This is a genomic window from Blautia acetica, from assembly GCF_038739805.1.
Classification (GTDB): Bacteria; Bacillota; Clostridia; order Lachnospirales; family Lachnospiraceae; genus Blautia.
In genome coordinates, this window is record NZ_JBBEWO010000002.1 from 226,778 (window position 1) to 247,336 (window position 20,559).

Genomic DNA, 20,559 nt, shown 5'->3' on the forward strand with positions numbered 1-20,559 from the left:
CTGGTTTTAATGTTTCTTTAATCTTTCCTGGGTATACTGACTTCATCAAATACAGAGAGGAGATTTTATTTATGAAGAAATATACAAGGATAACAGCTGTTTTGGTTTTAGGAGGTTTGCTGGCAGGATGCGGAGCAGCAGAAGGAAAGGATATTGGACAGGAATCTGCCAAAAGTATTGCATTTGAGAAGGCAGGGGTTACGGAAGATGAGGTTTCCAGATTAAAAGTCAGCAAGGACAGAGATGACGGAAGAAGTATTTACGAAGTGGAGTTTGATGCAGGAGAGAAGGAGTACAGTTATGACATCGGGGCCAGTGACGGAGCCGTTTTAAGTGAGGAAACAGACGTCCGTGATTCTTATGAGACACAGACACCCTCCGGTACACAGACAACAGAGGGACAGGATACAGCAAACCAGCAGAACACAGCAGAAAGCAGTTCCCAGGGAGATGCACAGAACGTTCAGGTAGCTGTCAGCCAGGAAGACGCGAAAAAAGCGGCTTTAGAACGTGTTCCCGGAGCAGAGGAAAAAGATTTGCGCATGGAACTGGATTTGGATGACGGGCAATATATCTACGAGGGAGATATTGTTTACCAGCAGACAGAGTATGAGTTTGAAATTGACGCGAATACAGGTTCCTTCCTGAAGTGGAGCGAAGAGAACTACTAAGAAATACAAGAGGAAGATGTGGCACGAAACCATATGGAGAATGAAAATGCTTTTCCTATTTTCTTTTCCATAGCTGTTTTGTGCCACATTTATTGTAAACAAAAAGTATATTGTAAACTTAAAAGTATAATAAGGTTGACAATTATTGCTACCCTATGGTAAAGTGTAGGAAGAAAAATTGAAAAACAGCAACAGGAAAGGAAAAAGAATATGACAACAATAGCAGGGGAACGAAATAAGACACAAGATTTGGTTTATGTGAGTATTTTTGCAGTATTAATTGCAGTATGCTCCTGGATTTCCATTCCGGCGGCGGTGCCATTTACACTGCAGACTATGGGAGTTTTTACTGCTGTGGGAATTTTAGGCGGAAGAAGAGGCAGCATGGCGGTTTTGATTTACATATTGCTTGGCATCATAGGAATTCCGGTGTTTGCAGGATTTACAGGAGGAATTGGAGTTCTGGCAGGAACTACCGGAGGATATATTGTGGGATTTCTGGTTTCTGCACTGGTGATGTGGGGGATGGAAAAATTCTTCGGAAGAGGAAAGGCAGCGCTGTTCTTTTCCATGCTTGCAGGACTGTTGGCCTGCTATACCGTAGGAACTCTGTGGTTTCTGGTCGTGTATACCAGCCAGACAGGTCCAGTGGGAATCGGCGCAGTATTAGGCTGGTGTGTCATTCCTTTTATTATTCCGGATTTGCTGAAAATTTTGTTGGCAATGGTTTTGACAAAGAGACTGGGAGGCGTTATCAGAAGATGAGAGAAGAAAGGCTTCTCAGATTGCGGGCACATCATGGTATGTGCCTTGCTTTTTTTGAGGGAAAAGGGTATAGTGACGGATTTACAGCGCATATGGAAAACGTTCTGGCAGGCATGGAGCAGAATCCAATCTTGCAAATTGTGACAACAGGGGATATTCTATGTAAGAAATGTCCAAATTTAAGGGAAGATATCTGCATTAGCCAGGATAAAGTGGAAGAATATGACCGAAAGGTGCTGCTTGCATGTGGACTGGAAGAAAATTGTGTCATTTCCTGGGAAGAGTTTTTTCATTTGGTGGAGAAGAGTATTCTGAAGCCAGGCAGACGGGAGGGAATCTGCGGGCATTGCCAGTGGGGTGAAATTTGCAGGAGGAAGGAGCAGGAGAGATATGGAGGATACGAAGGAACAGCCAAAGATTCGTAAGGCGGAGAAAGAGGACTACAGAGAAATCGCGGGATTTATGTAGCAGGTGCATGATTTGCACAGCCAGGCCAGACCGGATATTTATAAAGATGTGCAGCATTTTTATACATTGGAGCAGTTTGCAGAAGACATGGCTAACCCGGAAATCCTGTTTTTGGCAGCCAGCGTAAGCGGAAAAATGGTGGGCATGTGTGAGATAAAGTATCATACAGCCGGAGGAGGCAGTATTACCAGAAAAAGGCAGAGAGCCTATGTGGAGGCAATTTGCGTGGACGAAAAATATAGAAACCGGGGTATCGGAAAACTGCTGCTTATAGAGGCAGAAGCGGAAGCCAGACGCAGGAATATTTTTAAACTGGAACTGACAGCGTGGAATTTCAATCAATCGGTATTGGAATTTTACAGAAATTATGGACTTCGGTGTCAGAAAGTGATTCTGGAAAAGGAAATTTAGATTGGAAAACCGGAAAAAATGTGGTACACTATAGCTAATCACAGAGGAGGTTTAAGACTATGAGAGCAGAATTTGATGAAACATTAGTAACAGGAAATGAGATGATAGATTCTCAGCATAAAGAACTGATTGGCAGAATTAACCAGCTTCTGGAAAGCTGTGAAGACGGACAGGGTAAAATTAAAGCAGTAAAAATGCTGGATTACCTGTTGGACTATACAGAATTTCACTTTAGTGCAGAGGAGAAACTGCAGGAAGAAATGGAATATCCGGGTATCAAAGAACATAAGGAAAAACATGCGGAATTCAAAAAAGCAGTAAAAGAATTACAGGAAATGCTGGAAGAGGAAGAAGGTCCTACAGAAGCTTTTGTTGCACAGGTACAGAAAAATGTTGTGGACTGGCTCTTTGACCACATCAAAGGCTTTGACCGTTCTGTAGCGGAGTACAAATTCATGGCATCGAATGCAGAGAGATTATAAGGATCAAAATTATGTTATTATTTGTGGAATATCCAAAATGTACCACCTGCCAGAAAGCAAAAAAATGGCTGAAAGAGAGAAATCCGGAATTTTCAGAGCGCCATATTGTGGAGGACAGACCTTCCAAGGAAGAATTAAGAGAATGGTATGAAAAAAGCGGACTTCCTTTAAAGAGATTTTTTAATACCAGCGGGAATAAGTACAAAGAACTTCATTTAAAAGACAAACTGCCTTCCATGACAGAAGAAGAGCAGTTGGAACTTCTGTCCACAGATGGGATGCTGGTGAAGCGTCCGATTCTGGTGGGCGAAGATTTTGCACTTCCCGGCTTTAAGGAGAAAGAATGGACAGAAAAGCTGGAAAATGCATAAAAACAATTTCATATGCAGTCAGGGGAGCCCGTAGGCGGGCTGAGAGGAAGTGCTCAAACTTCGACCCTTTAACCTGATATGGGTAATGCCAGCGTAGGGAGATGTGAAAACCGGGAGACGTGCTGACGTTTCCCGGTTTTTACGTCTCCGAAAGAAAGGAAAAGACATGAAATGTAAAAAAGAAGATATGCAGCTTTATGCAGTGACAGACAGAACCTGGGTGGGAGAAAAGTCTTTTGAAGAACAGGTGGAAGAATCTCTGGAAGGAGGAGTTACCTTTTTGCAGCTGAGGGAAAAACATTTAGCAGAAGAAGAATTTTTCAAAGAAGCCGTAAAAATCCGGCAGTTAGCAGCAAAATACAAAGTTCCCTTTGTGATTAATGATAACGTGGAAATTGCCAGGAAGGTGCAGGCGGACGGTGTTCATCTGGGGCAGAAGGACATGGGGCTTTTGGAAGCCAGAGAAATACTGGGGCCGGATAAACTCATTGGTGTGTCCTGCCGGACTGTGGAGGATGCCAGAAAAGCAGAAGCTCTGGGTGCAGACTATCTGGGCGTGGGAGCTGTATTTGGAACTTCTACCAAGAAGGACGCAAAGCCTGTTGCAAGAGAAGAGCTGCAGGCCATTTGCCGGGCCGTTTCCATTCCGGTGGTAGCTATCGGAGGCGTGAAAGAAAGTAATCTGATGGAATTAAAAGGCAGCGGCGTTTCCGGTGTTGCTGTGGTTTCCGGGATTTACGGACAGAAAAATATAAAAGAGGCCTGCAGGCGGCTGCGGGAACTTTCAGAAGAAATGACGGCAAGGAGTATGAAAAAAGTTCTGAGCATTGCAGGTTCAGATTCCAGCGGCGGAGCAGGTATCCAGGCCGATATAAAAACCATTACTGCACACGGTCTGTATGCCATGACAGCCATTACTGCCCTGACTGCACAAAACACTACCGGAGTTTACGGGGTTCAGAACGTACCGCCGGAATTTGTGGCAAAGCAGCTGGACTGTATTTTCCAGGATATCTGTCCGGATGCTGTGAAAATCGGTATGGTTTCAGACAGCCAGATTATCCATGCCATTGCAGAAAAACTGCGGGAATATGAAGCCGAAAATATTGTGGCGGATCCGGTCATGTCAGCTACCAGTGGGGGAACTCTTATGCAGAAAGAGGCAGAGAAGGCAATAAAGGCAGAACTGTTTCCGCTGGCTGATGTGGTGACCCCCAATCTCTTAGAGGCGGAAATTCTGACAGGAATGAACATTCATACAGGAAAAGATATGGAAAAAGCGGCGCAAATCATTGGAGAGGGCATGGAGGGAGCTGTGCTCTTAAAGGGCGGACATTTAAAGGAGACGGCAGATGATTTGTTGTATTTTGAAGGAAAATTTATCTGGTATCCAGGAGAAAAAGTGGAAAATCCCAATACACACGGCACTGGCTGCACGCTGTCTTCTGCCATAGCCTGTAATCTGGCAAAAGGTTATGATGTGCCGGAGAGCGTCAGAAGGGCAAAAGCATACATTACCGGAGCCTTGCGGGCACAGTTGAACCTGGGAAACGGCAGCGGGCCGCTGAATCATATGTATGCGTTGAGAAAAGAAAATGTGGAAAATATTTTTGAGAAATACATGAAGGAAACTTGAAAAAGGGGTGGGGCAGTGGTATTCTTTTTTGAGAATACTACGAGAAAAGCAGAAAGGAACATTTTCACTATGTATTACAGAAAACCCCACTATTATCAGGATTTTGTCTGCACGGCTGACAAATGTCCGGATACCTGCTGTGCAGGCTGGCAGATATTCATAGATGAGGAATCTCTGGAAACCTACAGTCGGGTGAAGGGAGATTTCGGTATCCGTCTTCTGAACTCTATTGATTGGTCTGTGGGAGCCTTTGAGCAGTATGAAAAGCGCTGCAGCTTTTTAAATGAAAAGAATTTGTGCGATATCTATAGGAAACTGGGCCCCTCCTCACTGTGCGAAACCTGCAGGCAGTATCCAAGGCACACAGAGGAATTTGAAAACCTGCGGGAGCTGTCCCTGTCTCTTTCCTGTCCTGTGGCAGCAGAAATGATTCTGGGCTGCAAATCCAGAGTGGAATTTCTGGAAGAAGAGGACGATTTGGAAGAAATAGAGGAAGATTATGAAGACTTTGATTTTCTGCTTTTCGGAAAGCTGGAAGAGGTGCGAACGTATCTTTTTCAAATCCTTCAAAATCGGAAATACAGTATCAGAAAGCGAGTTTTCCTATGTCTGCACATAACACAGCTCTTCCAGAATGCTTTGGAAGAAGGCATACTTTTTGAAGTGGATTTTGCGGAAGAACTGCAGAAAGCAGATAAGAAAATAAAAGATAGAAAACCTGAAAAACGTTCAGAAATTCGTTTTGAGAGTATGCAGTTTATGCTGAAAGACTTGCGCAGACTGGAAGTGCTGCGCACGGAATGGGAGGGAAACCTGTCCTGTCTGGAAGCTGAATTATACGGAGAAGGAAGGTCTTCTTATGAGAAAAAGCGTGGAAAATTTCTGCAGTACATAGAAGAAAAGGAAAGGGAAAACTGGGAAATTTATCAGGAACAGATTCTTATATTTTTTGTCTATACTTATTTCTGCGGCGCTGTTTATGACGATATGGTGTATACCAAAATGGTTCTGGCTGTGTTCAGCGTCTTCTGGATAGATGAACTTTGTTTCGCAAAATGGCTGCAGAATCAGGAACGACTGACCTTTTCTGAAATTGTTCAGACAGCTTATGAATATGCAAGAGAAATTGAACACTCCGATGAAAATTTGAATCTTCTGGAAGAAATTTTCCATGAAAACGGGCAGTACAGTCCCAGGCATATGGCGGATATCGCATAGAAAAAAATAAAAAGAGAGGAGTATCAGACCATGAGTGAAGAAAAAAAACAGGAAAAACCATACTGGGAGGGAAAGGAATATTCTTTTTTTGCTCACAAAAACTGTGAGTATTTTCCTTGCCATGAAACAAAAGATTTGGAAAATTTTAACTGTCTGTTCTGCTATTGCCCGCTGTACGCCCTTGGCAGTAAATGCGGCGGAAACTTCAAATATACGGACAATGGCATAAAGGATTGCAGCGCCTGTCTTCTGCCTCATAAGAGGAAAAATTACGGGTATATTATGAGCAAATATAACGAGATTATGGAACTGGCGAAAAAAAATAAATAACAGACAGGGAAACGTCCTTTTGTCCGGCACGCTTACATTTGCCGGATAAAAGGGCGTTTGGCTAACATATTAGAGTCTGCCGGATTCGCAAGAGAGGTAGTTGTCAAAATTTTATAAATTTCTGAGAGGAGATTAGAGCAATAACCTGTGTCAAATCTTTGCATACATAATCGCAGAAAGGTTCTAAAGCAGCTGTGTAAGGAGTCAAATCAGGCACCATGCAGGTCACTCCATTTGCAGCTTTGCCCGCTTTCAATCCGTTTATGCTGTCCTCTACAATAAGGCAGTTTTGAGGCGGTATACGCAGTTTTTGGGCAGCTTCCAGAAAAATTTCCGGGTTGGGCTTGCTGTGCTGTACCTCATCACCGCAGACGGAGGCGGTCATAAATTTTGCAATATCGGCCAGCTCCCAGTAGTGAGAGGCACGCTTTCTGGGGGTGGAGGTGGCTACTGCCCACGGAATCTGTTCCTGTGTCAGATAAGTCACAATTTCCTGTAGTCCCTTCTTTTCGGGGACAGAATGCTTTTCTATGTAATCGGATAAGTATTGGGAACGTATACTCCTGGCCCGGTGGTAATCAATTTTTCCTTCAAACCATTTCTGAAAAAGCGCTGCATTTTGTTCGCTGGAACCGCCCCGCATTTGTCCAAGATGTTTTTCCGTAAGTTGAAAATTCAGTTCCTTTCCGGCTTTTAGCCATCCTTCTTTCATAACCTGTTCCGTGTCAAATAAAACACCGTCCATGTCAAAAATGACAGCCTGTATCATAAAAATTCCCCTTTCTAAAAACGGTATTTTGGTATATTTTATTTCTCTTTCAGAATAGCAGAATCCAGGAATAGGTGCAAGGGCAGAAAAGCGTTGGATTTGAAAATGGGACGTGGTATAATGATGGTACGATGTGCAGTTTACAAATATACAGGAGGTTTTGCAAAAGATGAAGATTATCATTTCTCCGGCAAAGAAGATGAATATTCGGACAGATGAACCCGTAGAGTTTACAGAGCCGGTGTATCTAAAAAAGGCAGAATGTTTATGGAATACTCTGAAAGAAAAGGATTTTCAAACGCTGCAGAAACTGTGGAAATGTAATGAGAAAATTGCCCGGCAGAATTGGTACAGACTGCAAAATCAAAATTTTTCTTCCAGACTGACTCCTGCGGTACTGGCTTATGAAGGGATTCAATATCAGTATATGGCACCTTCTGTATTTACAGAAAACCAGTGGGAATATGCACAAAAGAACCTGCGGATTTTATCTGGGCTTTACGGGATTTTAAGACCTATGGACGGAGTGATTCCCTATCGGTTGGAAATGCAGACAAGACTGGAAACGGTTTCAAATTCACGGAAAAAGCGGGATTTGTATGATTTTTGGGAAGAAGATATTTACCGGGAACTGGTAAAGGAAGAACGGATAATTTTAAATCTGGCATCCAAGGAATACAGCAAAACAGTAGCACCTTATGTGAGAGAAGACGTCCGGTATATTACCTGTATTTTCGGAGAATGGGCAGAAGGAAGAGTAAAAGTAAAAGGAACACAGGCGAAGATAGCCAGAGGCGAAATGGTGCGCTGGCTGTCGGAAAACCAGATAGAAGAAGTAGAAAAAGTCAAAGAATTCCAAGGGTTGGGATACCGATATGAACCGGTTCATTCCACTGCCTCGGAAATGGTATTTATCAAAGAAAAGGAGGGTTTGCAGAAGTGAAGAATGAAAATGAAATCCGAGAAATTATAGAGTATTATGCATCACAGCGTAATGCGGCAGAACAGGAAAATATTGTGTCCATGCTGCGGGAAATACAGGAAGTGGAGGGATATATTCCGGTAGATGCACAGGAAATGGCGGCTGAAAAACTGGGAGTAAAGCGTGTAATATTTAGCTGTATTATGAAAAGGATTCCTGATTTGAAAGAAGCAAATTACAGCCATGAACTGGTTCTCTGCACGGGAGAACGCTGCCAAAATAAAAACAGTATGGTGCTTTTAGAAACCGTGAAAAAGGAATTAAAAATTGCCAAAGACGGACTTTCAGCAGATAAAAAAGTGCACCTGACAACTCAGAACTGTATGAAACAATGCCGAACTTCTCCTAATATGAAAATAGATGGGAAACTGTATACAGGACTGACAGAAGAAAAGGTTTTGGGACTGATAAGAACATTAAAATAGGAAAAGGAAAACATGATGAGATACAAGGCGTTATTATTTGATTTAGATGGAACCCTGACAGCTTCAGGAGAAGGAATTACAAAATCCGTACAATATGCCCTGCAGAAAATGGGAAAAGGAGCACTGGGAGAGCATTTGGAAGCGCTGGAGGTCTTTGTAGGACCGCCGCTTTTGAGCCAGTTTATGGTCTATGCAGGGTTTTCAGAGGAAGAGGCCAAAGAGGCGGTGAAGTATTACCGGGAACGGTATACGGTGACCGGAATCTTTGAAAACAGGCCGTATGAAGGAATTGCAGAATTATTGGGAAAGCTGCAGGCGAAGGGATATCTGCTGGCCGTGGCGTCTTCAAAACCGGATTCCATGGTGAAAATTGTACTGGAACATTTTCATCTGGACGGATATTTTCAGGTTATGCAAGGCAGTGATATTGCACGTCCGAAGATGACAAAAGCACAGGTAATTGAAGCGGTTTTAGGGGAATTGGGACTGGAAAACACAAGAGAAGAAGCTGTGATGATTGGGGATCGGTTCTATGATGTCTGCGGGGCAAGAGAGGCCGGGCTTTCCTGTATTGGTGTCACTTACGGATATGGAAACCGGAAGGAATTGCAGCAGGAAGGCGCCCTGGAAATTGCAGAAACAGTAGAGGAACTAGGACGGATATTGGAGGTTTAAAGAGCATGAAAGATGCGTTTCAGATATATGATATAGGAAAAGAATTGTTTTCTACACCGGCTTATCCCGGTGACCCGGTGCCTTGTAAAACTCCTTTTCTGGAAATCAAAAAAGGAGATGTCTGCAATCTTACCGTGATTACTATGGGCAGTCATAACGGCACACATTTGGACGCGCCGAAGCATTTTTGCCCGGACAAAGGCGGGGTGGATACCATTCCTCTTGCCAAGTGTATGGGAGCTTGTAAGGTAGCTGAAGTCTCCGGAGAAATCACGGAAGAATGTATGAAAAAGCTATTGGAAGACGGGACGGGAAAGTTGCTTTTAAAAGGGGATATTCTGCTGACCCCTGAGGCAGCCAGCGTATTGGCAGAGGCAAAAACGGATCTGATTGGTGTGGAAAGCCAGACTGTGGGGAAAGGAGATACTCAGCCTGTAGTACACAAAATTCTGCTTTCGGCAGAGGTTGTTATACTGGAAGGGCTTGTGCTGCGCGAAGTATTGCCGGGAAACTATTTTCTTGCAGCACAGCCTCTGAAATGGGAAGGGATAGACGGTTCTCCGGTGAGGCCCGTGCTGCTTTCCATGGAGTAATCTTCCATACGATTTTCCCTTAATTTGCTAATCAAAGAGTGTGCCAATCCTTCTGCGATTCCCTATGACAGTGAAACTTTTGACATTATTTTGAATCGACATGGGGATTTTAATGCAAAGGAATTATATCGTCTTTTGAAGCAGGACGGAATCTTTATTACCCAACAGGTTGGAGGGGAAAATGACAGAGATTTAGTGGAGATGGTTCTTCCCGGAAGCGAACCTCCTTTTCCTCATTTGAATCTGAAAGAGCAGAGAAAAGTGTTTGAAGAGGCCGGATTTCATATTCTTCGTGCAGAAGAAGCGTATCGTCCAATCAAGTTTTACGATGTGGGTGCATTTGTGTGGTTTGCCCGCATTATTGAATGGGAATTTCCCGGTTTTTCCGTGGATAAATGCTTCAAAGCATTATGGAAAATGCAGAATATTATTGAGGAAAAAGGGGAGATAGAAGGAACGATTCACCGTTATCTGATTGTAGCAGGAAAATAGAAAACAGTGAATGGAAACCAGAGAATAGAAGGCTGCCGTATGTGTTGAAATACGGCAGTCTTCTCTGTACTTATCCTTGTTTTTTCGGATTAATCTGTGCCAGTATAATGGCTCCAAACATCAGTACACATCCCAGGATTTCTCTTGGGCTTAGTGTCTCTCCAAGCAATATCCATCCCGCCAGAACGGAAACTACCGATTCCAGGCTGAGTATCAGAGAGGCAATGGTCGGGTCTGTACCGCGCTGACCGATAATCTGAAAGGTGTAGGCCACACCGCAGGAGAGAATACCCGCATAGCAGATGGGCAGCCAGGCTGCCCCGATATCAGCCCAGTGCGGCTCCTCAAAGAGAAACATAAGAACCGAGGACAGAGCGCCTGCAAACAGGAACTGGATGCAGGACAGCTTGGTTCCGCTGACCTTCTCTGTAAAATGATCCACCACCATAATGTGAATGGCAAAGCAGATGGAACAGATGAGAATCAGGAAATCTCCCTTACTCAGAGAAAGACTGCCTTTCATACAGAGCAGATACAGACCAACCAGAGCAATGACAACGCTTATCCAGATTTTCAGACCTGCTTTTCTTTTCAGAAAAATCCCCAGAATGGGTACAATAATAATGTAAAGAGCAGTGATGAAACCTGCTTTTGCCACAGTTGTGTAGGCAATTCCCACCTGCTGTAAGGTGGTGGATACAAACATCATAAAGCCGCAGATAAGTCCTCCGATGAGCAAATCTTTCGGACGGTCCATAACCGGCATTTTTGAGGCTGTACCGTCTTTTTTCTGCTCTTTTTTTGCAGATCGGGTCAGAAAAAAGACACAGGGAATCAGTACAATTCCACCTAAAAGACAGCGGACCGCGTTGAACGTGTATGGCCCTACATAGTCCATTCCTGCGCTCTGGGCCACAAAAGCCACGCCCCAGATAACAGCAGTGATAAAAAGAAGAATAAAGTTTTTTGAATATTTTGCTGACATGAGTTACTCCTTAAAAATAGAGGGGCTGCCGTAAAGAATACGGCAGCTCCCCTTTTGCTTAAATCTGATATTCTTACAGAAATTAATCCAGTGATTTGTGGTATTCCTGCAGAGATTTCAAGGTAGCAGTTTCTTTGGTAAGCACTGCTTTGATTCCTTTTGCGCTTGCAAGAGCAGCGGAAATCGTAGTGATGTAAGGAATCTTTTTGTTAATAGCGGTTTTACGCAGGTAAGAGTCATCATACTTGCTCTGTTTTCCGGCTGGTGTGTTGACAATTAAGTCAATTTTACCGTTTACCATAGCGTCATAGATGTTTGGACGTCCTTCCTGAAGTTTTTTCAGCATTTCACATTCCAGACCATTTTCCATAAAGTATTTTGCACAGCCTTCTGTGGAAACAATATGGAAGCCCAGTTCGCGGAACTGTTTTGCTACTTCTAAAGCGCCTGCACGGTCATTTTTGTTTACGCTGACTAAAGCTGTTCCGCCCAGAGGCAGTTTTGCTCCGGCAGCTTCCTGTGCTTTATAGTAAGCCATGCCAAAGGATTCGCTCAGCCCAAGCACTTCACCTGTAGAACGCATTTCCGGTCCCAGAAGAGGGTCAACTTCCGGGAACATATTAAACGGGAATACCGCTTCTTTTACTCCGTAGTACGGATGTGCTTTTTCTGTGAAAGCAGTAACGTCAGGACGTTCTCCGGTCAGCTCGTAGGTCATCAGCTTTGTGGCAATGTTTGCCATGTTGACGTTGCAAACTTTGGATACCAGCGGAACGGTACGGGAAGCTCTTGGGTTGGCTTCCAGAACGTATACCTTGCCTTCACAGATGGCATACTGCATGTTCATCAGACCTACCACTCCCATTTCGCATGCAATGGCAGTGGTATATTTGCGGATTAAAGCCTTGTTTTCTTCTGAAATTTCTACAGAAGGAATCACACAGGCAGAGTCTCCGGAGTGAATACCGGCCTGCTCAATGTGCTGCATAACCGTAGGAACGAAGGCATGTGTTCCGTCAGAAATGGCATCCGTTTCACACTCCAGGGCATTCTGAAGGAATTTATCCATGAGAATCGGGCGTTCCGGTGTGACGTCAATGGCAGCAGCCATGTAGTTTCTTAACATGTTGTCATCGTATACGACTTCCATACCACGTCCGCCTAACACATACGAAGGACGAACCATCATCGGATAACCAATGCGGTGTGCGATTTCCAGGGCTTCCTCTACGTTTACAGCCATACCGGATTCCGGCATAGGAATCTCTAACTTGTGCATCATTTCATTAAAGAGGTCACGGTCTTCTGCCATATCAATGACAGCAGGAGAAGTACCCAGAATGTGTGCACCGCGTTTTTCCAGTTCTGCTGCAATGTTCAGAGGTGTCTGGCCGCCGAACTGTACGATAATACCAAGAGGTTTTTCTTTGTTGTAAATAGACATAACGTCTTCTACAGTCAGAGGCTCGAAATACAGTTTATCAGAAGTATCATAGTCTGTGGAAACCGTTTCCGGGTTACAGTTTACCATGATGGTTTCAAAGCCCAGCTCTCTCAGTGTGAAGGCAGCGTGTACACAGCAGTAGTCGAATTCGATACCCTGTCCGATACGGTTAGGACCGCCGCCTAATACCATGATTTTTCTTCCGTTAGAAACAGGCGCTTTGTCTTCTCCGTTGTAGGTAGAGTAGTAATAAGCAGTAGGATCTTTTACACCGCTTACCGGTACTGCGTCCCAGCGTTCTTCCATACCAAGGGCTTCTCTGCGTTTGCATAATTCCCATTCATCTGTTTCCAGAAGCTGTGCCAGATATTTATCAGAGAATCCGTCTTTCTTTGCCTGAATCAGCAATTCGTCAGGAAGTTCCTGGCCTTTGTAAGAGAGAATCTTTTCTTCTTCATCAACCAGTTCTTTCATTTGCTCTAAGAACCACATTTTAATATAAGTCATTTCATGAAGTTTTTCCAAAGATGCTCCTTTGCGAATTGCTTCATATAAAATGAACTGTCTTTCGCTGGTTGCCTCAGTGAGTTTCAGATATAATTCATCTAAAGTCAGTTCATGCAGATTTTTCACAAAACCCATACCGTAGCAGCCTCTTTCCAGAGAGCGGATAGCTTTCTGAAGAGCTTCTTTATAGTTTTTACCGATAGACATAACTTCGCCTACGGCTTTCATCTGTGTACCTAATTTGTCCTGAGAACCTTTGAATTTCTCAAAAGCCCAACGAGCAAATTTTATAACCACATAGTCACCGGTTGGTTTGTATTTGTCCAGAGTTCCCTCTTTCCAGTAAGGAATTTCATCCAGTGTCAGTCCGGCAGCAAGAAGGGCGGATACATACGCAATCGGGAATCCGGTTGCCTTACTTGCAAGTGCGGAAGAACGGGAAGTTCTTGGGTTAATTTCAATAATTACCACACGGTCTGATACCGGGTCATGGGCGAACTGTACGTTTGTACCGCCGATAACGCCTACGGATTCTACGATGGCATGTGCCTGTTTTTCCAGACGATCCTGCAAGTCCTGAGAAATGGTCAGCATCGGTGCGGAACAGAAGGAGTCACCTGTGTGAACGCCTACCGGGTCAATGTTTTCGATAAAGCATACGGATACCTTATTTCCTTTGGCATCACGCACAACTTCCACTTCCAGTTCTTCCCAGCCTAAGATGGATTCCTCTACGAGAACCTGGTTAATCATGGAAGCAGCAATGCCTCTTGCGGCAACTTTCTTTAATTCTTCTTCATTGTAAACAAGACCGCCGCCGGTACCGCCCATGGTATAAGCAGGACGGATAACACAGGGATAGCCCAAATCTTTCGCAATTTTTACGGCTTCTTCTACAGAATAAGCAGGAGCGCTTCTGGCCATTTCAACACCCAGTTCGTCCATGGCTTTCTTGAATTCAATACGGTCTTCTCCGCGGCTGATAGCGTCCACCTGAACACCGATAACTTCTACGTTATACTTGGTCAGAACACCTGCGTGGTAAAGTTCTTCGCAGAGATTCAGACCGGACTGTCCGCCCAGGTTCGGAAGAAGGGCGTCTGGTCGTTCTTTTTCAATGATTTCTGTTAGACGGTCTACATTTAAAGGTTCGATGTAAGTGACATCTGCTGTGGAAGGGTCTGTCATAATGGTAGCAGGGTTGGAATTCACCAGAACAATTTCGTAACCCAGGCTTTTTAATGCTTTACAGGCCTGGGTGCCGGAATAGTCAAATTCACAGGCCTGTCCGATGATAATAGGACCGGAACCAATAATAAGAATTTTGTGTATATCGTTTCTCTTTGGCATAAAGAACCTCCATTTATATATGTTTTCATATAACGGGAATGTTAATCCAGAGACAGTATAACATAAGGAAAGTTTAGTTATCAAGATGAAATACCGGATTCCGGCGAAAACAGACAGTGATTTTCTTTACCTCCCTACACTTTTATGCTATAATTTATCAAAATTAAGAAAATACTGAGAATTTTCAGGAAAATTGCGAAAAAACAGGAGAAGGAGGAGGCACTTTATGATAGAAGTGAAAAATCTGACAAAACACTACAGTCTTTTGGAAAGTCCCGCAGTAAAGGACGTAAGTTTCTGCGCAAAAGAGGGGAAAATTACCATTTTGCTGGGGCCAAACGGAGCGGGGAAATCCACTACGATTAAAAGTATCGTAAATCTGCTGAATTATCAGGGGGAGATTAATATCTGCGGCTATCCGAACAGCAGTCTGGAGGCAAAAAAAAGTTTTGGCTATGTACCGGAGGTGCCTGTGCTTTACGACTTGCTGACAGTGGATGAAACCATTCACTTTATTGGAAAATCTTACCGTTTGCAGAATTACGGGAAAACAGCAGAAGAGTATCTGGAACTTTTTGATTTGACAAAACAGAGAAAGAAGCTGGCAAAAGAACTGAGTAAGGGTATGAGGCAGAAGCTGAGCATGCTTCTGGCGCTTCTTATACAGCCCAAAGCTCTGCTGGTGGACGAACCCATGGTGGGACTGGATCCGGCAAGTATTGAAGCTGTTCTGCAGCTTTTTGTGAGACTGAAAGAGGCGGGAACGTCTATTCTCATCAGTACTCATATTATTGATGTGGTGAACGAAATCTGGGACTGCGCCTACATTATGCAGCAGGGGGAAATCGTCCGGGAAATCCACAGAGGAGAGGAAGGCAGTGAAACTCTGAAGCAGATATTCTTTGAGACAACCGCGGAGGAAAAAGCATGAGTTCTTTATTCTATTTGACATTTTCTAAGTTAAAAGGCACAGTGAGAAATCAGTTCCGCAGTATCACCTCCGGTCTGGTGACGATTTTTATGGTGCTTCTTTACGGCGCTATGGTGGTTATGGTATTTGTCAGTTCCAGTACCTATAAACCGGAAAGTATGGGCATGAACGCCAATCTGGCCTTGATGTCAGGAATTGGAATGGCAGCGCTTTTCATGCTGACTGTGATGTTAAACAGCAGAAAGGCCTTAGTATATGATACCGATGCGCATTACCTTTTTGCAGGTCCTTACACCAGGGCGCAGATAAATTTTTACATTATGGGTCAGAGCATGCTTCAGGGGCTTTTGTATGGGCTTTTAGGCTGCTTTGTCATGGCTATGTTTTCCATAGACGGGTATTTTTCGGTTCCGTACTTTCTGATTACCCTGTTAGTTTTGTGGCTGGTGCTGTTTTTCTTTCTGCTTTTAGCGGATTACATTTATATGTGGTCTTTGGTGGACAGAAAGCACAGAAAATGGAATTATATTGTGGCAGCTGTATTCTGCGTTTTGACCGCAGCTGTCTTTTGGGTTTCTGCCCATCGGACCGGTTATGATATGAAAGCAGGACTTCTGGATTTTGTACTGAGCCGGGAATTTTGTTATGTGCCCTTTTTTGGCTGGGCCAAATGGGCTTTGAATGCTTTTTTGGAGAGAGAGTATTTGCCGGTGCTGTTGGGAACAGGGCTTTTGCTTGCAGCGGATGTCCTCATGGTGGTATTCTTTTTAAGGTTTCAAAAAGACATTGCCGAGCAGGCCGTGGCAGATGCCGAAGCAGTCAGTGAGTATGTCCGGAGAGTCAAGGCAAACGGCGGCATGGCCCAAAGTTCAGACCGGAAAATCAAACGAGTGAAGGGAGACTTCCCGGAGGGTGCCAGGGCGGTATTCTTTAAAAACCTGCTGATTATGCGGAAAACGGGAAATTTCCTGCGAAAACAGGATATGCTCATATTGGTGATTTACTTTGCTATCAGCTATGTCGTAATGCCTCAGGGGCGTTTTTATATGTTTTGCTATATGATGCTTTTGTGGCTGTTTAATCTGCTCAATGACGCAGAACTTCTGGGAGATTTGAAAAATTATCAGATTTATCTGATTCCGGAAAAACCTTTGTCAAAACTGGTATATGCCATTTTGCCTGCTTACATTAAGGTGGCGGTGATTGTCAGTGTTTCGGTGATATTTGCAGGAATCTTTAACCGTATGGATTTTCTTTCCATTTTGCAGTATCTGATTATGCTTTTGGGATACGGCATGATTTTTATAGCGGGAACCGTGCTGTCTGTGCGTATGTTAAAGGCCAGGAGCAACGTAATGCTGGAAAATCTTCTGCGTATGCTGCTGATTGTGGCCTGCGCAGTACCGGCTACTGTGATTGGCGTGTTGTGCTATTTCTTTTTCCAGGATTTACAGACCGCTATGATTGTGGTTTCTGTTATAACTCTGGCAATGAATTTTGTGATATCGGCACTTGTGATTGTGGCCTGCCAGGGCATGATGAATGGAAGAGAACTGTAAAGAACCGACAGAAAAACAGCAGTAAGGAGAGAAAACATGTTAGCAGCGAAAGAAGAGATTCGAATTGAACAGGCCGTGGTACATATTATGGATTCCGCGTTGGGAGTTCCGGTATTGTCCGATACGCTTCTGGACTGTAGTTCGGATTTTGCAGATTTTTTGAAAGCCCATATTTTCAGAATTGATACCAGTGATGATGTGAAAAACGGTACCTTTGAGGAAGAGGCATCGGTGTTTCAATTGTTAGAGGAATGGAACCCGGAGAAATTTTTGGAGATTTCCCAGAAAATAGCAGGGGAGTTATACACGCTGATGAACCAGAATATCGACATTCCGGCAGCGGATTTGCTGGTGGTGGAGTACAGTGTGGAGAAACACCGGTATCTGGCGCTTTTAAAGATGAATTACAAAACTTCGTATACCCATCTGACCAATGCAGACCCCTGGGGAAATAACAATGACATTATTATGCAGAAAGCCATTTTGCCAGGAGAAACCCAGAAGCTTTCGGAGGCTGCACTGATTGATTTGATGGCACCCCGGTATGTGCGGCTGGTGGAAAAGAAATACGATGTAAACGGAGTGAAAACCAATTATTTTTCTAAAATGTTTTTGAAATGCAAAGGTTCCCTGTCTTCAAAAAGTAAGTTGGCCATTGTCAGCAAAGCGGTGACACAGGTTCAGAAAAAATATTTTAATGAGTCTGAGCAGTTTGAGGTGCAGATGGAAACCAAAAGCATTTTAAATGAAGAATTTGCGCAGCAGGGCGGTTTTGAAGTTCCGGTGGTTATTGACAAAATTTTCAAGGAGCATCCCCAGATGAAAGAAGAGGTGCAGGAAAAGCTGGAGAAATATAATCTCACAGAGGCTACTGTGGAACCTCAAAATCCCGCCACCACTAAAAAGTTTACCAAGCAGCATTTGATGACGGATACGGGAATTGAGTTAAAAATTCCCATGGAGGAGTATAACAACAAAGACCGGATTGAATTTATCACCAATGCAGACGGTACCATTTCTGTCCTCATTAAAAATGTAGGCAGCATTGAAAGCAAATAGAAGTTGAGATTCTTTCAGGAACATGATATAATTACCCGGAATTGTCTCTTTAAAGTCGTTTAACATCAACGCTTTAACGGGAGCAAGAAACAAAGAAGAGGTAATGAAAGGTAATGAAAATGGAAAAAGAAAGAGAAAAATTTTCCTCCCGTCTTGGTTTTATCCTGATTTCTGCAGGATGTGCCATTGGACTGGGGAATGTATGGCGGTTTCCGTATATCACGGGAAAGTACGGCGGCGCGGCCTTTGTGCTGATTTATCTGTTTTTCCTGCTGGTGCTGGGTCTGCCCATTATGGTTATGGAGTTTGCCGTGGGACGTGCAAGTCAGAGAAGCATTGCCACCTCCTTTAACGTATTGGAGAAGAAGGGAAGCAAATGGCATATTTACCGCTATTTCGGTATGGCGGGAAATTATTTGCTGATGATGTTTTATACCACCATCGGCGGCTGGATGCTGGCTTATTTCTTTAAAATGGCAAAAGGTGAATTTCAGGGACTGGACACGAAAGGGGTCAGCCAGGCCTTTGATTCTCTGCGGGCAGATGCGCCGACCATGATTTTCTGGATGTTCCTGGTTGTGATCCTTAGTTTTCTGGTTTGTTCTATGGGACTGCAGAGCGGTGTGGAGAGAATCAATAAGATTATGATGGTTGTACTGCTGCTTTTAATGGGAGTTTTGGCAGTGAATTCCTGTCTTTTGCCGGGGGCGGCAGAAGGATTGAAATTCTATCTGGTGCCGGATTTTGGCAAATTGATGGAAAACGGGATTTCAGAAGCTGTCTTTGCTGCTATGGGGCAGGCGTTTTTTACCCTCAGTCTGGGCATTGGTGCACTGGGAATTTTTGGAAGTTACATAGGGAAGGAAAGAAAGCTGACAGGAGAGGCTGTCAACATTCTGATTCTGGACACTACTGTGGCCCTGATTGCAGGCATGATTATTTTCCCCGCATGTTTTGCTTTCGGCATCAATCCGGGAGAAGGACCGGGGCTGGTCTTTGTTACACTGCCCAATGTGTTTAATGAGATGCCCGGCGGAAGACTCTGGGGTGCGTTGTTTTTCCTGTTTATGACTTTTGCGGCGCTGTCTACCATTATTGCAGTGTTCCAGAACCTGATTTCCTTTGCACAGGATTTGTGGAACTGGAGTTTGAAAAAGGCCGTGGTGGTAAATGGGGTGGCTGTGTTCGTATTGTCTCTGCCTTGTATTTTCGGCATGACTGTCTGGAGTGATTTTACGATTCTGGGCAAGCAGATTATGGATTTTGAGGACTTCTTAGTCAGCAACAATATGCTGCCTCTGGGCTCTTTGGTCTATCTGCTGTTCTGTGTCAGCCGCTATGGCTGGGGCTGGGATAACTTCCTGAAGGAGGCCAATACAGGTGAGGGGATATCTTTCCCTAAAAAACTGAGAGTGTATCTGACTTTTGTACTTCCTCTGGTGGTATTTTATATCTTTATCCAGGGATACTGGAGTTTGTTCAAGAGTTTGTAAAGAGAGTTTTTGCTTAAAAATGCTGTGGGAAACCCGGCTGCGAAATAGAGATACATGGATGAAAATGTATGAATGTTTCGGACAGCTGTTTCCTGCAGTATTCTTTTTTCGCAGTTTTGGAAAAATTTCTTGAAATCATGAGACTTTATGGGTATACTTAAAGCAAAGCGGCGCTTTGTGCCGTGACGGGAGAATCAAGAGATAAAGGAGCTTAAAGAATGAAGAGAATATTACTGAAATTAAGCGGTGAAGCGCTGGCCGGCCCGAAGAAAACCGGATTTGACGAAGCAACGGTTATGGAAGTTGCAAAGCAGGTAAAGGTACTGGTAGAAGAAGGGATTCAGGTAGGTATTGTCATCGGAGGAGGAAACTTCTGGAGAGGACGTACCAGTGAAAACATGGACCGGACAAAAGCAGACCAGATTGGTATGCTGGCTACTGTGATGAACTGCATTTATGTTTCAGAAATTTTCAGAGCGGCAGGCATGAAGACCAGTGTGCTGACACCTTTTGAGTGCGGTTCTTTCACAAAACTGTTTTCCAAAGACCGCGCAAATAAATATTTTGAAAGAGGCATGGTTGTTTTCATGGCAGGCGGAACCGGTCATCCTTATTTTTCCACAGATACAGCTACTGTACTTCGTGCCATTGAGATTGAGGCAGAGACTATCTTCCTGGCAAAGGCAGTAGACGGGGTATACGACAGCGACCCCAAGACAAATCCGGACGCAAAGAAATACGATGAAGTCAGTATTCAGGAAGTCATTGACAAAAAACTGGCAGTTGTGGATATGACAGCATCCATTTTATGTATGGAAAACAAAATGCCTATGCTGGTATTTGGCTTAAATGAAGAAAACAGCATTGTCAATACCGCACACGGCAAATTTACAGGAACGAAGGTTCTGGTATAAAGGCTGCACAGGCAGACAGAAAAGATTAG

General features: G+C 43.9%; 22 protein-coding genes and 1 riboswitch. Of the genes, 19 read left to right on the forward strand and 3 right to left on the reverse strand.

The genetic code is table 11. The annotated features are described in order from the left end of the window. Positions 1 to 71 precede the first annotated feature (71 nt). The 9 genes from WBS51_RS02425 to WBS51_RS02465 all read left to right on the forward strand — a co-directional run bounded on the left by WBS51_RS02425 (position 72) and on the right by WBS51_RS02465 (position 6,352). Positions 72 to 671 carry a PepSY domain-containing protein gene (locus WBS51_RS02425; protein WP_173749873.1) on the forward strand — a complete coding sequence of 200 codons (600 nt, stop codon included), beginning with the start codon at positions 72 to 74 and terminating at the stop codon, positions 669 to 671. Between the two features lie 210 nt (positions 672 to 881). After that, entirely contained in the window at positions 882 to 1,436 is a 555-nt protein-coding gene (locus WBS51_RS02430) for a biotin transporter BioY (protein ID WP_173749874.1), read from the forward strand. After that, positions 1,433 to 1,861: a DUF1284 domain-containing protein gene (locus WBS51_RS02435; protein WP_173749875.1), complete on the forward strand. Its 429-nt coding sequence runs from the start codon at positions 1,433 to 1,435 to the stop codon at positions 1,859 to 1,861. Before WBS51_RS02430 ends, WBS51_RS02435 begins: the two co-directional genes overlap by 4 nt. Positions 1,862 to 1,907: 46 nt before the next feature. Further along, positions 1,908 to 2,315, forward strand: a complete 408-nt coding sequence (locus tag WBS51_RS02440) for a GNAT family N-acetyltransferase (RefSeq protein WP_173749876.1) — start codon at positions 1,908 to 1,910, stop codon at positions 2,313 to 2,315. 59 nt (positions 2,316 to 2,374) lie between these two features. Further along, entirely contained in the window at positions 2,375 to 2,797 is a 423-nt protein-coding gene (locus WBS51_RS02445) for a bacteriohemerythrin (protein WP_173749877.1), read from the forward strand. An 11-nt stretch (positions 2,798 to 2,808) separates the two neighbouring features. Next, positions 2,809 to 3,168: an arsenate reductase family protein gene (locus tag WBS51_RS02450; protein ID WP_173749878.1), complete on the forward strand. Its 360-nt coding sequence runs from the start codon at positions 2,809 to 2,811 to the stop codon at positions 3,166 to 3,168. A 10-nt stretch (positions 3,169 to 3,178) separates the two neighbouring features. Continuing rightward, positions 3,179 to 3,285, forward strand: a riboswitch (TPP riboswitch). A 49-nt stretch (positions 3,286 to 3,334) separates the two neighbouring features. Beyond that, positions 3,335 to 4,804 carry a bifunctional hydroxymethylpyrimidine kinase/phosphomethylpyrimidine kinase gene (thiD, locus tag WBS51_RS02455; protein WP_173749879.1) on the forward strand — a complete coding sequence of 490 codons (1,470 nt, stop codon included), beginning with the start codon at positions 3,335 to 3,337 and terminating at the stop codon, positions 4,802 to 4,804. A gap of 69 nt (positions 4,805 to 4,873) precedes the next feature. Beyond that, on the forward strand, positions 4,874 to 6,022 hold the full coding sequence (gene fliB, locus WBS51_RS02460) for a flagellin lysine-N-methylase (protein WP_173749880.1): 1,149 nt from the start codon (positions 4,874 to 4,876) through the stop codon (positions 6,020 to 6,022). 30 nt (positions 6,023 to 6,052) lie between these two features. Beyond that, on the forward strand, positions 6,053 to 6,352 hold the full coding sequence (locus tag WBS51_RS02465; protein ID WP_173749881.1) for a cysteine-rich small domain-containing protein: 300 nt from the start codon (positions 6,053 to 6,055) through the stop codon (positions 6,350 to 6,352). Between the two features lie 103 nt (positions 6,353 to 6,455). Here the strand turns inward: WBS51_RS02465 and WBS51_RS02470 are convergent, their stop codons facing one another. After that, complete coding sequence (locus tag WBS51_RS02470) at positions 6,456 to 7,121, reverse strand: HAD family hydrolase (RefSeq protein ID WP_173749882.1); 666 nt, start codon at positions 7,119 to 7,121, stop codon at positions 6,456 to 6,458. Between the two features lie 169 nt (positions 7,122 to 7,290). On the opposite strand from WBS51_RS02470, the gene yaaA reads away from it, so the two are divergent. From yaaA to WBS51_RS02495, 5 genes are read left to right on the forward strand one after another with little or no spacing between them, the layout of a single operon-like run. Then, complete coding sequence (gene yaaA / locus WBS51_RS02475) at positions 7,291 to 8,064, forward strand: peroxide stress protein YaaA (RefSeq protein WP_173749883.1); 774 nt, start codon at positions 7,291 to 7,293, stop codon at positions 8,062 to 8,064. Further along, on the forward strand, positions 8,061 to 8,528 hold the full coding sequence (locus WBS51_RS02480) for an NADH-quinone oxidoreductase subunit NuoE family protein (RefSeq protein WP_173749884.1): 468 nt from the start codon (positions 8,061 to 8,063) through the stop codon (positions 8,526 to 8,528). The genes yaaA and WBS51_RS02480 overlap by 4 nt, the downstream gene beginning before the upstream one ends. A 12-nt stretch (positions 8,529 to 8,540) precedes the next feature. Then, entirely contained in the window at positions 8,541 to 9,203 is a 663-nt protein-coding gene (locus tag WBS51_RS02485; RefSeq protein ID WP_308781667.1) for an HAD hydrolase-like protein, read from the forward strand. Between the two features lie 5 nt (positions 9,204 to 9,208). Continuing rightward, complete coding sequence (locus WBS51_RS02490) at positions 9,209 to 9,796, forward strand: cyclase family protein (RefSeq protein WP_173749885.1); 588 nt, start codon at positions 9,209 to 9,211, stop codon at positions 9,794 to 9,796. A gap of 24 nt (positions 9,797 to 9,820) precedes the next feature. Next, positions 9,821 to 10,288: a class I SAM-dependent methyltransferase gene (locus WBS51_RS02495; RefSeq protein WP_226853691.1), complete on the forward strand. Its 468-nt coding sequence runs from the start codon at positions 9,821 to 9,823 to the stop codon at positions 10,286 to 10,288. 70 nt (positions 10,289 to 10,358) lie between these two features. On the opposite strand, the gene WBS51_RS02500 is transcribed toward WBS51_RS02495, so the two are convergent. Continuing rightward, positions 10,359 to 11,273 (reverse strand): DMT family transporter, encoded by a 915-nt coding sequence (locus WBS51_RS02500; protein WP_291682107.1) that lies wholly within the window; start codon positions 11,271 to 11,273, stop codon positions 10,359 to 10,361. Positions 11,274 to 11,355: 82 nt separating this feature from the next. Then, positions 11,356 to 14,574 carry a carbamoyl-phosphate synthase large subunit gene (carB, locus tag WBS51_RS02505; protein WP_173749887.1) on the reverse strand — a complete coding sequence of 1,073 codons (3,219 nt, stop codon included), beginning with the start codon at positions 14,572 to 14,574 and terminating at the stop codon, positions 11,356 to 11,358. A 226-nt stretch (positions 14,575 to 14,800) separates the two neighbouring features. Between carB and WBS51_RS02510 the strand changes: the two genes are divergently transcribed. The 5 genes from WBS51_RS02510 (at position 14,801) to pyrH (ending at position 20,530) form a co-directional block, all read left to right on the forward strand. Further along, positions 14,801 to 15,505 (forward strand): ABC transporter ATP-binding protein, encoded by a 705-nt coding sequence (locus WBS51_RS02510; protein WP_173749888.1) that lies wholly within the window; start codon positions 14,801 to 14,803, stop codon positions 15,503 to 15,505. Continuing rightward, the gene (locus WBS51_RS02515) at positions 15,502 to 17,064 is read left to right on the forward strand and encodes a putative ABC exporter domain-containing protein (RefSeq protein WP_173749889.1); all 1,563 of its coding nucleotides are present in this window, start codon (positions 15,502 to 15,504) and stop codon (positions 17,062 to 17,064) included. The genes WBS51_RS02510 and WBS51_RS02515 overlap by 4 nt, the downstream gene beginning before the upstream one ends. A gap of 36 nt (positions 17,065 to 17,100) precedes the next feature. Beyond that, a complete protein-coding gene (locus WBS51_RS02520; protein WP_173749890.1) occupies positions 17,101 to 18,123 on the forward strand; it encodes a nucleoid-associated protein in 1,023 nt (340 codons plus the stop codon). Between the two features lie 119 nt (positions 18,124 to 18,242). Then, positions 18,243 to 19,616, forward strand: coding sequence for a sodium-dependent transporter (locus WBS51_RS02525; protein WP_173749891.1), 1,374 nt, complete (start codon positions 18,243 to 18,245; stop codon positions 19,614 to 19,616). 218 nt (positions 19,617 to 19,834) lie between these two features. Further along, positions 19,835 to 20,530 carry a UMP kinase gene (pyrH, locus tag WBS51_RS02530; RefSeq protein ID WP_173749892.1) on the forward strand — a complete coding sequence of 232 codons (696 nt, stop codon included), beginning with the start codon at positions 19,835 to 19,837 and terminating at the stop codon, positions 20,528 to 20,530. Positions 20,531 to 20,559: the final 29 nt, after the last annotated feature.

Coding starts and splice junctions, on each gene's coding strand:
- WBS51_RS02470 (WP_173749882.1), bottom strand. CDS start 7,121: ATGATACAGGCTGTCATTTTTGACATGGACGGTGTTTTATTTGACACG.
- pyrH (WP_173749892.1), top strand. CDS start 19,835: ATGAAGAGAATATTACTGAAATTAAGCGGTGAAGCGCTGGCCGGCCCG.
- yaaA (WP_173749883.1), top strand. CDS start 7,291: ATGAAGATTATCATTTCTCCGGCAAAGAAGATGAATATTCGGACAGAT.
- WBS51_RS02425 (WP_173749873.1), top strand. CDS start 72: ATGAAGAAATATACAAGGATAACAGCTGTTTTGGTTTTAGGAGGTTTG.
- thiD (WP_173749879.1), top strand. CDS start 3,335: ATGAAATGTAAAAAAGAAGATATGCAGCTTTATGCAGTGACAGACAGA.
- fliB (WP_173749880.1), top strand. CDS start 4,874: ATGTATTACAGAAAACCCCACTATTATCAGGATTTTGTCTGCACGGCT.
- WBS51_RS02465 (WP_173749881.1), top strand. CDS start 6,053: ATGAGTGAAGAAAAAAAACAGGAAAAACCATACTGGGAGGGAAAGGAA.
- WBS51_RS02430 (WP_173749874.1), top strand. CDS start 882: ATGACAACAATAGCAGGGGAACGAAATAAGACACAAGATTTGGTTTAT.
- WBS51_RS02520 (WP_173749890.1), top strand. CDS start 17,101: ATGTTAGCAGCGAAAGAAGAGATTCGAATTGAACAGGCCGTGGTACAT.
- WBS51_RS02510 (WP_173749888.1), top strand. CDS start 14,801: ATGATAGAAGTGAAAAATCTGACAAAACACTACAGTCTTTTGGAAAGT.
- WBS51_RS02490 (WP_173749885.1), top strand. CDS start 9,209: ATGAAAGATGCGTTTCAGATATATGATATAGGAAAAGAATTGTTTTCT.
- WBS51_RS02515 (WP_173749889.1), top strand. CDS start 15,502: ATGAGTTCTTTATTCTATTTGACATTTTCTAAGTTAAAAGGCACAGTG.
- WBS51_RS02485 (WP_308781667.1), top strand. CDS start 8,541: ATGATGAGATACAAGGCGTTATTATTTGATTTAGATGGAACCCTGACA.
- carB (WP_173749887.1), bottom strand. CDS start 14,574: ATGCCAAAGAGAAACGATATACACAAAATTCTTATTATTGGTTCCGGT.
- WBS51_RS02450 (WP_173749878.1), top strand. CDS start 2,809: ATGTTATTATTTGTGGAATATCCAAAATGTACCACCTGCCAGAAAGCA.
- WBS51_RS02445 (WP_173749877.1), top strand. CDS start 2,375: ATGAGAGCAGAATTTGATGAAACATTAGTAACAGGAAATGAGATGATA.
- WBS51_RS02500 (WP_291682107.1), bottom strand. CDS start 11,273: ATGTCAGCAAAATATTCAAAAAACTTTATTCTTCTTTTTATCACTGCT.
- WBS51_RS02525 (WP_173749891.1), top strand. CDS start 18,243: ATGGAAAAAGAAAGAGAAAAATTTTCCTCCCGTCTTGGTTTTATCCTG.
- WBS51_RS02435 (WP_173749875.1), top strand. CDS start 1,433: ATGAGAGAAGAAAGGCTTCTCAGATTGCGGGCACATCATGGTATGTGC.